This window comes from Pseudomonas sp. 5P_3.1_Bac2, from assembly GCF_025465995.1.
Lineage (GTDB): Bacteria > Pseudomonadota > Gammaproteobacteria > Pseudomonadales > Pseudomonadaceae > Aquipseudomonas.
Genome location: NZ_JANLNY010000028.1, coordinates 1 through 14,534, shown reverse-complemented (window position 1 = coordinate 14,534; position 14,534 = coordinate 1). Strand labels below are relative to the sequence as shown.

At 59.1% G+C, this 14,534-nt stretch carries 9 protein-coding genes; 5 read left to right on the top strand and 4 right to left on the bottom strand.

Annotated features, from left to right (window positions below; translation table 11 throughout):
• Nucleotides 1-101: 101 nt before the first annotated feature.
• Genes NTD81_RS17280 through NTD81_RS17265 form a run of 4 tightly spaced genes read right to left on the bottom strand, consistent with a single transcriptional unit; the run spans nt 102 to nt 8,835 of the window.
• Entirely contained in the window at nt 102-1,745 is a 1,644-nt protein-coding gene (locus tag NTD81_RS17280; RefSeq protein WP_262183931.1) for a diguanylate cyclase, read from the bottom strand.
• Nucleotides 1,738-2,124, bottom strand: coding sequence for a response regulator (locus NTD81_RS17275; protein WP_262183930.1), 387 nt, complete (start codon nt 2,122-2,124; stop codon nt 1,738-1,740). Before NTD81_RS17275 ends, NTD81_RS17280 begins: the two co-directional genes overlap by 8 nt.
• Nucleotides 2,117-6,526 (bottom strand): PAS domain S-box protein, encoded by a 4,410-nt coding sequence (locus tag NTD81_RS17270; protein ID WP_262183929.1) that lies wholly within the window; start codon nt 6,524-6,526, stop codon nt 2,117-2,119. The genes NTD81_RS17275 and NTD81_RS17270 overlap by 8 nt, the downstream gene beginning before the upstream one ends.
• Before the next feature lie 26 nt (nt 6,527-6,552).
• Nucleotides 6,553-8,835, bottom strand: a complete 2,283-nt coding sequence (locus NTD81_RS17265; RefSeq protein ID WP_262183927.1) for a putative bifunctional diguanylate cyclase/phosphodiesterase — start codon at nt 8,833-8,835, stop codon at nt 6,553-6,555.
• A 171-nt stretch (nt 8,836-9,006) separates the two neighbouring features.
• Between NTD81_RS17265 and desA the strand changes: the two genes are divergently transcribed.
• The 5 genes from desA to NTD81_RS17240 form a co-directional block, all read left to right on the top strand.
• A complete protein-coding gene (desA, locus tag NTD81_RS17260) occupies nt 9,007-10,194 on the top strand; it encodes a delta-9 fatty acid desaturase DesA (protein WP_262183926.1) in 1,188 nt (395 codons plus the stop codon).
• A 150-nt stretch (nt 10,195-10,344) separates the two neighbouring features.
• Nucleotides 10,345-11,208: an MBL fold metallo-hydrolase gene (locus NTD81_RS17255; RefSeq protein ID WP_262183924.1), complete on the top strand. Its 864-nt coding sequence runs from the start codon at nt 10,345-10,347 to the stop codon at nt 11,206-11,208.
• The gene (locus tag NTD81_RS17250; protein WP_262183923.1) at nt 11,198-12,931 is read left to right on the top strand and encodes a SulP family inorganic anion transporter; all 1,734 of its coding nucleotides are present in this window, start codon (nt 11,198-11,200) and stop codon (nt 12,929-12,931) included. Before NTD81_RS17255 ends, NTD81_RS17250 begins: the two co-directional genes overlap by 11 nt.
• Nucleotides 12,932-13,153: 222 nt before the next feature.
• Nucleotides 13,154-13,783: a hypothetical protein gene (locus tag NTD81_RS17245; protein WP_262183922.1), complete on the top strand. Its 630-nt coding sequence runs from the start codon at nt 13,154-13,156 to the stop codon at nt 13,781-13,783.
• A 60-nt stretch (nt 13,784-13,843) separates the two neighbouring features.
• Nucleotides 13,844-14,534 (top strand): HEAT repeat domain-containing protein (locus NTD81_RS17240; RefSeq protein WP_262183921.1); only part of this gene is annotated, 691 nt, incomplete at its 3' end.

Sequence of the window (14,534 nt, the reverse complement as noted above, 5' to 3'; positions counted from 1 at the left end):
ATGAATATTATTAAAATAATTTCATGAAAACATACGCTCAATTTTTCACGAAGCCAAGTACAAGACCGGCTTTTATAGTACTTACGTGCCTTATTTCTCGTTTAAACCACGCAGTTACGCCCGCTGTTTTTCGCGCTGTACAGCGCGCGATCGGCCTGTTCCAGCAGGGCGTCGGTGGGGCCGGGGTACTCGGCGGTGGAGGCGATGCCGACGCTCAGGGTGACGCTGAAATGCTGCTCGCCGGCGACAAATTGCAGGTCGGCAAAGCGCTGGCGAATCTCATCGAGAATCCGTCGTGCCTGCTCGGCCGTGCAGTCCGGCAATACCAGCAGAAACTCTTCGCCGCCGTACCGGCCGAGGCTGTCAATGCGCCGCAGGCGCTGGCGCAACAGATTGGCCAGGGCGCGGATCACACTGTCGCCGGCAGCGTGGCCGTAGCTGTCGTTGACCTTCTTGAAGAAGTCGATATCGAGCATGGCCACGCTGGCTGGCTTACCGCTGCGCAGGGCGCGGGCTTGCTCGATTGCCACCTGCTCTTTGATGTCGGCGTGCTTGAGCAGGCCGGTCAGGCTGTCGCGGGCCAGCGCCTGGCTCAACTGGCGGGCCCGTTGCGCGCGGGAGAACACGGCAGCGACTAAGGCGTGATCGCTGATAGGCTTGGTGACGAAATCATCGCCAGCCTTGATCAGTGCATTCATCTGGCGGGTGATGTCGGTTTCCGCCGACAGATAAACGATGGGCACGCGCAACCAGTCGTCGTTGAGACGAATGATTTGGGCCAACTCGGGGCCGGTACAGCCGGGCATGCTCACGTCGAGGAGGATCACCTCGGGGTTGAAGTTGTGCATGCAGCTGAAGATGTTATCCGGCTCGTGGAGCATCTCCACCTGCATATGGGCGCTGCGCAAAATCAGGCTGTAGCGCTTGGCCAGCTCGCGATCGTCATCGATGATCAGCACCCGGTACGGCTCGCCGTGCTGCTGGGCAAAGCAGCCTTCGAGGCTGTTTTCCAGCTGGGCGATATCCAGCGGCTTGTTGAAAAAACCTTCCGCGCCGGCCCGCACCGCCTGCAACTGGGTGGCGAAGTCGCTGCGGTTGCTGATCACCAGTAGCGGCAAGGGCTGCGCCAGACGTTGCTGCAACTGGCTGGCGTAGTCCAGGGCGCTGCCTTGGCTAGCCGGCAGCTCCAGGTCGAGGATCAGTGCGTCGGGACGCTCTAGGCTCACCGCGGCATCTAGCGCTTGCAGGGTGCTGAAGTGCGCCGTGCGATAGCCGAAGTTACCCAGGGTCAGGCGGATATAGTCGCCCAACGCCGGTTGCGCTTCGAGGATGTAGATCAGCCGGTCAGCGTGGTGGGGTTGCGGCGCGGGGATGTGGCTCTGGTAGTCGGCCACCTCCTGCTCTTGGCTAAACCTCTGGCCGGCGAGGTTCTGCACGCTCGCGATAAAGTCGCTGAGCAGCGGTTGGGCTTGGCTTAGGTACTGCTGCCAGTGTTCGGTTTGGCGCTCCAGCTCATGCACTTGCTGGCCGAGGCGGACAAAACCAAAGGTGCCGGCGGCGCCGGCGAGGCGGTGCAACTGCTCGTGCAGGGCTTGCAGCAAGCGCAGTTGCTCAGGCTGTCCGGGGCTGTTGGCCAACTGCTCGGCGAGGTGACCAAGGGCTGGCAGATCATCGTGCAAACGCTGGGCGAAGGCGTCGCTGAGGAGCTTAAGCTGGGCTTGTAATTCGCTGGCACCATCAGCCATGGCGCTGGCTCCAGATGTGGCGAACTTGCTTGGCCAGTTGCATGGGATCAAAGGGTTTAATAATCACGTCCTGCGCGCCAAGGCTTAGGTAATGGGCGATTTGCGCAGGTTGCACCTTTGCCGTCATAAACACCACGGGCACTTGCTGGATATCGATTAACTGACTGATCTGGATCAGGGTTTGCGGGCCGTCCATGTCCGGCATCATCACGTCGAGAAGGATAAAGTCAGGGGCGAACTCCAGCAGTTGCTCCAGCGCTTGCTGGCCACTGCTGCAACTGCGCACGCTAAAGCCACCGAGGGCTTCGAGGGCGAGTTTGGTCACTGCTTGGATCGACGGGTCATCTTCGATATGTAGGATGCGCTTAAGCTCAGGCATGGTCGGCGGCACTTATTGGCGGATTAGGCGGGGTGTCGGGTTGTGGTTGCAGCGCGAGTTCAAACCAGAACGTCGTGCCTTGCCCTTCGTGGGAAGTGAAGCCGATGTGGCCGCCCATGCGTTGCATAATTTCCTTACAGATAGCTAAACCTAAGCCCGTACCGCCTTGTTGGCGGGTGTCGGTGGCGTCGGCTTGGGAGAATTTACTGAAAATCCGGGCTTGGAATTTTTCACTAATGCCGCGGCCATAATCGCGCACGTTGATGCGCACCTGTTCGGCCTGCTGCTGCACACTGACTTCCACACGTTGCCCGGGCGGGGAGAATTTTGCCGCGTTGGACAACAAGTTGGCGAGCACTTGGCTCAGGCGCAGTGGATCAACCAGTACATAGCAGGCGCTCGCCGGAACCAGTAACTGCAAGTGCACCTGCAACTGTTGCGCGTACGGCTGGTTATGCTCGATGGCTTGCTGCAACAGCGGCTCGAGGGCGAGCACGTGCAAGTCAAAGTGCATTTCGCCGGCCACCAGCTTCTCCATATCGAGCAGGTCGTTGATCAGCAGTTTGAGGCGCTGGCTGTTGTCTTCGGCGATTTGCAGCATGTGCTGCATGGCCGCAGGCACCGGCCCGGCCACGCCGCCGTTGATCAGACCTAAGGAGCCGGCGATGGCGGTCAGCGGGGTGCGCAGTTCGTGGCTGACGGTGGCGACAAATTCGTTCTTCATGCGCTCGATGCGTTTGCGCTCTTCGATGTCGCGGATCACCGCAATAAAACGCCGCGCGCCCTGGTGGCTGATTTGCGAAATCGCCAGCTCCACGGTGAACACTTCGCCATTGCTGCGCCGCGCCAACAGCTCGATTTCTTTGCCCAGCACCTGCTTGATACCGCTGCGCAGGTAGCTGCTCAGGTGCCGCGGTTGGAGGATGCGCCGGCCATCGGCGATCAGCATGCTGATGCGGTGGCCGGACGCTTCGAGATGGCTGTAGCCAAAGATGCGTTCGGCGGCGTGGTTAAAGTTTTCGATATAGCCTTGCGGGTCGATGGTGATGATCGCATCGAGGACGTTATCGAGCAGGGTGTGCAGGTATTCCTCGCGCTCGCGGATCGCCGCCTCGGCGCTGATGCGCTCGTTGAAGTCCTGAATCTGCGCGACTAAGTGCACCGGCTGGCCATGGCTGTCGCGTACCAGCGAGGCGCTGATCAGCACCCATATGACCCGCCCTTGGCTGTCCAAGTAGCGCTTCTCGCGCTGGATGCTGTGGGCGATGCCGCTGATCAGGTCATCTACGTCATGCTGGTCATATTCACGGTCGTCGGGGTGGGTGATGCTTTGGTAGGTGCGGCTCAGCAACTGCTCGCTGCTGTAGCCGAGCATGTCGCACAGCGCCTGGTTGACCTCCAGCCAGCGGCCATCGATAGACACCAGCGCCATGCCTTGCGGGGCGGTGTTAAAGGCACTGCTAAAGCGCTGCTGGCTGAGATTGAGCTGATCCTCGACGTTCTTGCGGTCGCTGATGTCCCAGATAAACCCGGAAATCCATTCCAGCTCGCCTTGGGCGTTGTATTCGCTGCGACCTTTGTCGCGCACCCAGACACTATGACCGTCGGCGTGGATCACCCGGTAGGTCAGCTCGAAGTTGCTCTGCGCGGCAAGCGCTGCGGATTCGCGTTGCAAAGGCTCGCGGTCATCGGGGTGGATGATGCTGGCGAAGCTGCGTACGCGGTTATTGATAAAGTCGCTGGCGTTGTAGCCGCTGATGGCGGCAATTTCTTCGCTGAGGTAACTCATGCTCCAGGCCTCATCGCTGCGGCAGCGATACACCGCACCGGGCAGGTTGGCGACCAGGCTGCGAAAGCGCCGCTCGCTTGTTTGCAGGGCCTGGGTGGCTTGTTGCAGTTCGTTGATATCGCTGGCGATGCCCAGATAACCGCTGAGCTTGCCGTGGCTGTCAAACATGGCGCTGACGGTCAGGTTGACCACCCGTGGCTCGCCATTTTTGCGCACATAGGTCCACTGTCGGGTTTGTGGCTCACCGTTGCGCAGCGTGTGCACCAACAGCTCAAAACCACTGATGGGCCGGCCTTCCTGCTGGCTGAGCTGGGTGCAGCGCGCTTGCAGCTCGTCACTGAGGTGATACAGCAGCGGGCTGTGCTGGCCGATCACCTCAGCGCTGCGATAGCCCAGCAGGCGTTCGGCACCGGCGTTGAACAGGGTAATGATGCCCTGGGTGTCGGTGGTGATGATGCTCACGCCCGTGGCGGAATCCAGCACGGTTTGCAAAAAGCGCCGCGCCTGCCGGGTTTGTTCTTCGTGCTCCAAGCGCTCCAAGGTGGCGCCGACCCAACGCGCCAACAGGCGGATAAATTCTTCATCGGCCTCATCGAAAGGAGTGCTGCGCACCTTCGCACTGGCAAAGCTGAGGGTGCCGAAGCGTTGTCCGGCGACCCAGATGCTTATGCCGATATAACTCTGCACCCCGCTGGCGAGCACGCTGGATAGGTTGCTGAGGCGACTGTCGCGCACATCCGCCAAGGCCAGCACATCGTCTTGCCTCAGGGTGGCGGCGCAGCAGCGTTGCTCCAGGGCTAAGCGTGGTTCATCGCTGCTGCTGTGGACGCTGGGCAGTTGCGCCAAGACGAGCAGCTCGGCGCCCTCAAGCCGGCCAACCAGGGCCTGATCCATGGCGTAAAACTGCGTGCCGATGCGCAGCGCTTCACTGAGCAAATGTTGCCGATCCAGCTTGGGCAGCGCCGCCACTTCATTGAGCAATTGCAGCACCCGTTGCTGGCGCTGAATGCGCTGCTGGGCCAGCTCGCGCTGGCGGTCGCGTTGCAGTGCCTGGAACAGTTGGCCAAGGGTGGTGAGCAGCGGTTGCAGCTGCTCAACGAAGTCAGCGGGGTAGCCGCCTGGGCGATTGGCCAAGGCCAGTACGCCGAGCAATTGGCCGTTGGCGTGCAACGGCAAGCCGGCAAAGCTATGCAGCGGTGGATGGCCTTGGGGCGTGCCGCCGCTATGGGGATGCTGACTGGGAGCGTTGGTCACCAACGGTTGGCCACTGCGGATGACCTGGCCAAACAGGCTGTAGGGGTTCTTAAATTCCAGACCGCTGCGCGCCAGTTGGTGGTACTCGCTGAAGCTGTCACCCAGCGCCTGAATATTGATGGCGAAGGTGCGCATATAGGGCGCGCCGCGTTGATCGTGAAGGATCTCACCGATCATGCCGAACTGGCTGGCGGTGATCTGCAAGATCCGCTCAAGCAAGGCATCAAAGGCTTCGTGCTGGTTGTGGGCGTTGATATAGGCCGCTTGTGCCTGGCTGATCATGGCCAGCAGTTGGCGCGACTCTTCACCTTGGCGGTGCTTGGCCAACAGGGCGCTGTGCTGCTGCGCCAGCAGGCGCTGCTGCTGGCGTCGCTGGGCCAGCCACACCCAGGCCAGCAAGAGCTGGCTGGCGGCCCAGGCGAGCAGCAGGCTGCCGACCAGCCACAGCAGTTGCTGCTGATGCCGGCTGGCTTGGGCGCTGAGGTCGTGCCAGAGCAGCGCCAACATGGGCGGCTCGGTTGGCGCGGCAGTAGCCAGCGGCAGCTGGCTGAGCAGCACACTGCGCTGCGCCGCGCTGAGCAACTGAAAACTATTGCCCTCCTCTGCGCCAGGCAGCTGTTGCGCATTCTGCCACTGCTGGATGGGTGTCTGGGCCTGGCTCGCCACTTGCCAGCCGGCAGCGCCCGGCGGGCGGTAGCGCAGGGCAATGCCACTGTCTGAGCGACTCTGTGCAGCCTGTAAGGCATTGAGCAGGGGCAGGCGCACTTCCAAAACGCCGGCGGTGAGCAGGGCCGTCTCGGTACGTACTTGCAGCGGCAACAGCGCACGCAGCACCGGGCCTTGGGCGCTGAGGTCGGGGCCGGTAAAGGCGCTGGCTTGTTGCAGTACCGTTTGCAGGTGCGGGTCCTGGGCGGCGATGCTGGGCTGCGCGGCGTCGCCAAGGCTGAGCAGCACTTGCTCGCTGTTGGCCTGATAGAGATACAGCTGCAAGGGCTGACTGCTTTGTAGGGCCGACCAGACAGGGCGGAGCTTGGCGAGCAGCTGTGCGCGGATGGCCTGCAGGGCCGCTTCATCTTGTCCGGCTGCGGGCGTAAGCAGGCTGGCTTGTAAGGCCAGATCGGCCAGTTGCGCGTCGCTGGCTAAGCCTTGGGCGATCATCAGCGCTTGTTGCTGCGCGGTGTGCTCCGCGTTGGCCAGGGCCTGCGCGTGGGCCTGATGCTGTTGAGTCAACTGCCGCTGCCAGAGGGTTTGCCGCTCATTCAACGCCAGGCTGCCGAGCACTAAAAACAGCAGGCTTAAGCCGAGGCTGGCGAGACCCATGGCGCGATTGATAGCGGATGGCTTACTGGCTGTCGGCATCGGTTCGCCTCTGAGTGACACTGGGGTTAGGGATGGACGTCAACCATATGCGTTAACTGCAAGTGCTCGGCCGGTACTGGCCGTCCATAGAAGTAACCTTGAACCAAATCACAGCCAAGTTGCTTGAGCAGTTCGGCTTGTTCCGCGTGCTCCACCCCCTCGGCCAATACCGTCAGGCCCAGGCTGTGGCCGAGGGCAACCACCGAACGGGTGATGGCCACATCGTCGTGGTCGTGGGGCAGGCCGTTGACGAAGCTCTGATCCAGTTTCAGCTTGTGCACCGGCAAACGCTTGAGGCGCGCCAGCGAACTGTAACCGGTGCCGAAGTCATCGATGGCTAAACGTATGCCTAAATCGCGCAAACGCTCCAACAAGGCTTGGGCTGCCTTAGGGTTATCCATTACCGCGCTTTCGGTGATTTCCAGCTCCAGGAACGCCGGGTCTAAGCCGGTGTCTTGCAGCACCTGGGCGACCCGCTGATCCAGCTCGCCACGTCCAAACAAACGGCTCGACACGTTGACTGCGACAAACAGCAAGCCATTAGCTTGATCGCGCCACAACACCATCTGTCGGCAGGCCTGTTCCAAGACCCAAGCGTCGATGGCGGCGATCAGTCCGGTTTCTTCGGCAATCGGAATAAATTCCCCCGGCGGCACCAGGCCGCGTGTGGGGTGCTGCCAACGCACCAGGGCCTCGACGCCAATCACCTGCTCGCGCTTGAGGCACAGCAGCGGCTGGTAGTAAACGCGCAGTTGTTGGTTGTCCAAGGCGTAGCGCAGGGCACTGGCCAGCTCAACGTGCTGGCGCGCGTGCTCGGTCAGCTCCTGGGTGTAGAAGGCGTAGTTTTCCCGCCCGCTATTCTTCGCTTTGAACAGGGCCGAGTCGGCATTGCGCAGGATTTGGCTGGCATCACAGATGTCATCCGGAAACAGGCTTATGCCAATGCTGGCGGTGACAAACAGCTCCCGGCCCGCCACCTGATAGGGCTGTGCCAGGCAGTTGAGCAGATGCTGTGCCTGCACGGCGGCCTGTTCGGCGTTACTGCAGGTTTCATAGAGCAGGCCGAATTCATCACCGCCCAAGCGCGCCAGGGTCATGCGTGGGGCTAACTGCTGGTTGAGGCGCTCGGCCACATCCTTGAGCAGCAAGTCGCCGATGTCGTGGCCGAGGCTTTCATTGATGTGCTTGAAATGATCCAGATCGATCAGCAACACGGCGCCGTTGCGCTGCTCGCTATGGGCCAGTTTGAGCGCGTGTTCGACACGCTCGGTAAACAGCAGGCGGTTAGGCAGGTTGCTCAGCGGGTCGTAGTGCGCCAGATAGTCCAGCTCGCGCTGCGAACGTTTGAGCAAGCTGATATCGGAGAACACCGCGACATAGTGGGTGATCTCGCCATGCTCGCCGTAAATCACCCGGATGCATTGCCACTGTGGATAAATTTCGCCGCTTTTGCGCCGGTTCCAAATCTCACCGCTCCAGGTGCCGGAGGCGTTGACGCTGCTCCAGATCGCTTGGTAGAAGCTCTTATCATGGCGCCCCGACTTGAGCATGCTCGGCGACTGGCCGAGGATTTCCGCCATGCTGTAACCGGTGATGCGGATAAACGCCGGGTTGCAGTGGACGATGCGCTTATCCACGCCGGTGACCAGTACGCCCTCCTGGGTGGTATCGAAGACCACCGCCGACATACGCAGGCTTTCTTCGTCTTTACGCCGCTGCGTGACATCGCTGGCGGTGCCGAGCAAACGTTCCGGGCGCTGTTTTGTATCCAGCAATAAACGCCCGCGAAATTGAATCAAGCGGTACTGCCCATTGGTGTGCAACTGCCTGAAGCTGCGCTGAAACGGCGCCGTGTCGCGATTAGCGATGCACTTGTTCAACTCGCGTTCGAGGTTTTCCCGATCATCCGGATGCACTCGTTGCAGCCAGTAATCGGCCTCGGCCTGGGGCGGAGCCTGGGTCATCCCGAGCAAGGCCGCGTAGCCTTGCGAGCAATAGAGAATTTGCGAGCTTAAGTGCCAGTCCCACATGCCGTCTTCAGCGGCTTCGAGGGCGTTGCGCAGGCGTTTTTCACTGCGCAGCAGGGCCTCGGTGGCACGCCGGTTGATCCGCTGATAATTGCGTACCAACAGGAACAGCAAGGCTGCCGTGACCAGAATAAAACTCAGGCCTTTGAACAACTGCAACTGTTCTTGTTGGGCACTTGTTAGGCCCAGAGCGTTTAGCATTCCGTCGCTGAAGAAAACCCAGAGACTGGCGATCACGATATAGCTCAGGATCATGCGCCAGGCTTTAGATAGCAGGGGCATTAATTGGAATCTTCAGATGGTATTTGGCACGCAAGTATAAGTCTTGCGACGAGTAACAGCACTCATCAACAAGGTGTAACTGTCTTTTTATTTCGGCTTAGGGATAATGCCAAACGGTCCCCATTGCACAATGCATAGACGCCTCGTCTGCTGATTCGGAATTAATTATTCATGTGGTACAACGGTTTTCTTGATCTTTCACCCTGGCAACTGATCGGGGTTACGCTGCTGATGACCCACGTCACCATTGTTAGCGTCACCGTGTATCTGCACCGCTACTCGGCGCACCGCGCGCTGGAATTGCACCCCGCACTCAAGCACTTCTTTCGCTTCTGGCTGTGGCTGACCACGGCGCAGAACACCCGCGAGTGGACCGCAATCCACCGCAAGCACCACGCTAAATGCGAAACCGTCGATGACCCGCACAGCCCGGTGATCAAGGGTTTGGCGACGGTGCTGCGCAAAGGTGCGGAGCTCTATCGCGAAGAGGCGCAGAACCCAGAAACTCTGCGGATCTACGGCAAAAACTGCCCGGACGATTGGATCGAGCGCAACCTCTACTCGCGCTACAAAATGCTGGGTGTGACCCTGATGGCGGTGATCGATCTGTGCCTGTTCGGCGTGATCGGCATCAGCGTGTGGGCCGTGCAGATGATGTGGATCCCGCTATGGGCCGCAGGCGTAGTCAATGGCCTCGGCCATGCGGTGGGCTATCGCAACTTTGAATGCCGTGATGCGGCCACTAACCTGGTGCCTTGGGGCATCCTGATTGGCGGCGAAGAGCTGCATAACAATCACCATACCTATCCCAACTCGGCCAAGTTGTCGGTGCGTAAATGGGAGTTCGATATGGGCTGGCTGTGGATCAAGCTCTTCAGCTACTGCGGCCTGGCCAAGGTGCAGCGCGTCGCGCCGATTGCCCATCGGGTTAAGGACAAGCGCAACCTGGATATGGACACCGCCATGGCGATCCTCAACAACCGCTTCCAGATCATGGCGCAGTACCGCAAGTTGGTGATCGCGCCGCTGGTGAAGCAGGAGTTGAGCAAAACCGATCACTCGCTGCGCCATCATTTCCACCGTGCTAAGCGCTTGTTGTCGCGCGAAACCAGCTTGCTCCATCCGGGCCATCAGGCGCGTATCCAACGCATGCTGGAGCAGAGCCAAGCGCTGCAAGTGATCTATGAAAAACGCCTGGCCTTGCAGCATATCTGGGCGAAAACCAGCGCCAACGGCCACGATATGCTGGAGGCGATCAAGCAGTGGGTCAGCGAGGCCGAAGCCAGTGGCATCCACGCCCTGCGCGACTTTGCCGAGCAGCTTAAGACCTACTCGCTGCGCCCGGCGCCAGCGCTCTAAGGGTTTCCCCCCGATCCCAAAACCCGCCGCTCGGCGGGTTTTTGCGCTCAGGGCTGGGCTTTCGGTCTTGCCCGCGCAGTCAGTCCGATGCACGCTGCAGCATGGCGCCGCCGGCGTCGAACAAAGTCCGCCAGTGCGGCAGGGAGCCCTATGTCAGCGTCGATCCAGGCTTTTTTTGACAGCGCCACTTCGAGCTACAGCTATGTGGTCAGCGACCCCAGCACGGCGCAGTGCGCCATTATCGATCCGGTTTTGGATTACGACGCTGCCGCCGGACGCATTCAGTACCGGGGCGCCGACCAGCTGATCGCCTATGTGCGTGAGCAAGGCCTGCGCGTGCAATGGTTGTTGGAAACCCATGTGCATGCCGACCACCTATCCGCGGCGGCCTATATCAAGGCCGCGCTGGGCGGTTGTATGGCGATCGGTGCGCAGATCACGCAGGTACAGCGGCGCTTCGCCAAGCTGTTTAATGCCGGGAGCGAGTTTGCCGTCGATGGCCGGCAGTTCGAGCATTTGTTTGTCGATGGCGAGCGCTTTCAGATCGGTACCTTGGCGGCGCAGGCCCTGCACACGCCAGGGCATACCCCCGCGTGCATGACCTACCTGGTTGGCACGGCGGCCTTTATCGGCGACACCCTGTTTATGCCGGACTACGGCACCGCGCGCTGTGACTTCCCCGGCGGCGATGCACGCACGTTGTATCGCTCGATTGCCCGGCTGTTTAAATTGCCCGAGCATACCCAGCTGTTTATGTGCCATGACTACCTGGGCCCAGGCCGGGAGCAGCATCAGTACCAAACCAGCGTGGCCGAGCAGCTTGCGGGCAACGTGCATGTGCATCAGGGCATCAGCGAAGACGCCTTTGTCGCCATGCGCGAGGAGCGCGACGCCGGGCTCGCCATGCCCGCCTTGCTGCTGCCGGCGGTGCAGGTGAATATGCGTGCCGGTCATCTGCCGCCGGCGGAAGACAACGGCGTGCACTATCTCAAGGTTCCCCTGAATGTTCTCTAAATGGCCGCTGCTCAGCACCCTGCGTCATTACAGCTTGAGCCTGGCCGGGCGCGATTTATTGGCCGCCAGTTTGGTCAGCTTATTGCTGGTGCCACAGGCTCTGGCTTATGCGCAGTTGGCGGGCTTGCCCGCGGTGGCCGGGCTGTTTGCGAGTATTTTGCCGCTGCTGGTGTATGCCTTGATCGGCAATAGCCCAGGCGTGGCTTTGTCGTTTGGCCCGGTGGCGGTGCTGTCGCTGATGACGGCGGCCGCGCTGGCGCCGGTGGCCACTGCGGGCAGCGCCGCTTACCTGCAAGCCGCCACCACCTTGACCCTGTTAGTCGGCACGCTGCTGTTAGTCATGGGCCTGCTGCGCCTGGGCTTTATCGCCAACTTTTTAAGCCATCCGGTGATTTCCGGTTTTGTCAGCGGCTCCGCTCTGCTGATAGCCGTGAGCCAAATCAAATATCTGCTCGGTGTCTCGGTCGACGGCCTGAGTCTGTTGCAGGTGCTGCCGGGGCTGTATGCCCAGCTTGGACAAGTGCATCAGCCTACCTTGATCTTGGCTGGGGTGAGCCTGGCCTTGCTGGTGCTGCTGCGCAATCTGCATTGGCTCGGTGTGCCGGCCACGCTGGCGGCGCGAGCGCGGCAGTTCAGTGCGTTGATGGTGATACTGCTGGCCATGCTGCTGGGCGCGCTGCTGCAGCTGGAAAGCTATGGGGTGAAGGTGGTCGGTGAGGTCGAAGCCAGCCTGCCGCCGCTGCTTATACCCAGCTTGGAGCTGCCCTTAGTGCTGACGCTTTTACCGGCAGCGCTGCTGATCGCCTTGGTCGGTTTTATCGAGTCAGTATCCATTGCCCAAAGCCTGGCCATGCGTAAGCGCCAGAGCATTAATCCTGACCTGGAAATGCTCGGCCAAGGCGCCGCCAATATCGCCGCCGCGTGCTCAGGCGGCATGCCGGTGGCAGCGAGTTTTTCCCGCTCGGCCCTGGCCCTGCAAAGCAGCGTGGCCACGCCTTTGGTCGGGGTGTTTGCCGCGCTGTTGATGCTCGCAGCGGTGCTTGGTTTAGCTCCGCTGTTGGAGCATCTGCCGCAGGCGGTGCTGGCCGCGAGCATTGTGGTGGCGGTGTTGGGCCTGGTGGATCTGCGGACCTTGCGCCGCACCTGGCGCTATTCGCGACAAGAAGGCGCCGCGCAGTTGGCGACCCTGCTCGGTGTGCTGTTGCATGGGGTGGAGGCGGGCATTCTGCTCGGTGTGGGCTTGTCGCTGCTGCTGTTCCTGTGGCGCACCAGTCGTCCCCATATGGCGGTGCTTGGGCAACTGCCGGGCAGCGAGCACTTTCGCAATATCGAGCGCTTTACCACGGTGCAGAGCGACAGCGTGCTGTCGATACGCATCGATGAGAGCCTGTATTTCCCCAATGCCCGTTATCTAGAAGGGCGCATCGCGGAACTGCTCGCCAGCCGCCCGCAAGCGCGGCATCTGGTGTTGATGTGCTCCGGCGTCAACCTGATCGACGCCAGCGCCTTGGACACCCTCGAGGCCATCAGCGAACGCCTGCACAGCGCCGGCGTGCAACTGCATCTGGCCGAAGTCAAAGGCCCGGTGATGGACCGCCTGCGCCGCAGCAACTTCCTCGACAGCTTCGGCGGCCACGTCTTCGTCAGCCAATACCACGCCCTGCACAGCCTCGACCCCACCACCACCGAACGCGCCAGACAACTGCCAGCCAGCCACGAATAAGCCGATATTCAAAGTGGGTGGATAAAGATTTATCCATCCACCGTTTGCCGGCGTGTGCTTCTTGTTTATACCCGTTACAGGGTTATGCGAGAACGAGTTCCCATCTTCGGCGCAATGTTCGGTTTATGGTGAACAAGCTTCGCGTTGTCCGCCCTACTTGCTGGGACGACCAGGGTTTACCGTGCCATTAGATAATGTACGACCATAAATTGGAGCGTTAATGTGTTTTTAAAAATATTTGCAATATTTTTTATTAGTTTCTGCGGAGTGAGCGCAATCGCAGGTGAGTCGATTGTCAATGAGACAGCCGCTATAACAGTAAATGACTTTAATGAAAAAGAACTGATCAGTTATAAAGAACCGGGCAGTGGTGAGTTTCTAGCCTACCGCTTGCATTGGTCCAGAAGCTTCGATGATTCGATGGTGTTTAGGGTTATTTTAAAAAACGGTGATAAAGAGCCGGAATTTACAGTAAAGAAATACTCGGTCACTGATAAAAAGCTAACGTTAAACGAAACCTATCATGTCTCAGATAATCAAATATATAATTTGATTAACTTTTCGAGGGCCGCTGATTTCTGGAATCGACCAGAAACCTTTGGGAATATTGGCCTTGATGGTGCGGAATGGAAGCTGGAAGGCATAAATAACAACCAGCATCATATAACTACTCGCTGGTCCCCCCTGCCGCCATATTACCAAAGTGTACTAGACCCCAAGACTAGAAAGGTCATCAAACAGCCAGGTTTAAGTTTTGAGGAGCAGGCAAGGCATTCGGATGAAGTAGGGTTGGATATGTTTGGCTTGTTAATTATGTTTATGCATCAAGGGTTTGACGAAAAGATATATTGAATTAAGTTTCCAGTTTTCTAGGCGGGATATTTTCGCCGCGCGAAACAGCGAGTAGGGTGGATGACGCTTTACCCATCCACCGTTCCCGGCTTGAGCGTTATACCTGTTACAGCTTTATGTGATAAGGCGTTAACGGTTATTGTTGGATGTTCGGCTTATGGTGGACAAGCTTCGCGTTGTCCACCCTACTTGCTCGGTGCGACTATGGAATATACATCTGACGAACAGCTAGACTTTATTGACTCAATTGATGAACTCGATGAATCAAAGAGGCCGATGTTACTTGACCTGACCAATGGCGAAGATTCGGAGGTTAGACTTCGGGCAATTGAAAATATAAGCCTCTTACCAGTACATGAAGATACAATAAGCTGCATAAGGGATCGTTTAAACGATAATGATGAACTTATCAGGCTTGCTTGTCTTGAGGCTATTGAGAGCTACCTAGACACTGACAGCTTACCTTGGGTTAGGCAGGCCCTTGATGACGCCGATTGGATGGTTCGCGGAGAAGCCGCAATTGCACTATCAAAGCTAGACGCCCCTGATGCAGAAGAAGTCGCACAAGCCAAATTTGACAGCTGCCACAATACAGAGGAATTAGTCAAATATGCGATAGCCATGTTTATTTCTAACAAATCAAAGCTATCAGTCGTACTTGATCTATACCCTTCTCTTGAGTACAGAGCAAAATGTGCTACAGCCAATCTATTGGCTGATGCAATTTACTCGAAGTGGAAAAGCGACAGAG

Bases quoted from the DNA above. Each gene is read 5' to 3' on its own strand.
- NTD81_RS17275 (WP_262183930.1), bottom strand. From the start codon at position 2,124: ATGCCTGAGCTTAAGCGCATCCTACATATCGAAGATGACCCGTCGATC.
- NTD81_RS17255 (WP_262183924.1), top strand. From the start codon at position 10,345: ATGTCAGCGTCGATCCAGGCTTTTTTTGACAGCGCCACTTCGAGCTAC.
- NTD81_RS17250 (WP_262183923.1), top strand. From the start codon at position 11,198: ATGTTCTCTAAATGGCCGCTGCTCAGCACCCTGCGTCATTACAGCTTG.
- NTD81_RS17280 (WP_262183931.1), bottom strand. From the start codon at position 1,745: ATGGCTGATGGTGCCAGCGAATTACAAGCCCAGCTTAAGCTCCTCAGC.
- NTD81_RS17265 (WP_262183927.1), bottom strand. From the start codon at position 8,835: ATGCCCCTGCTATCTAAAGCCTGGCGCATGATCCTGAGCTATATCGTG.
- desA (WP_262183926.1), top strand. From the start codon at position 9,007: ATGTGGTACAACGGTTTTCTTGATCTTTCACCCTGGCAACTGATCGGG.
- NTD81_RS17270 (WP_262183929.1), bottom strand. From the start codon at position 6,526: ATGCCGACAGCCAGTAAGCCATCCGCTATCAATCGCGCCATGGGTCTC.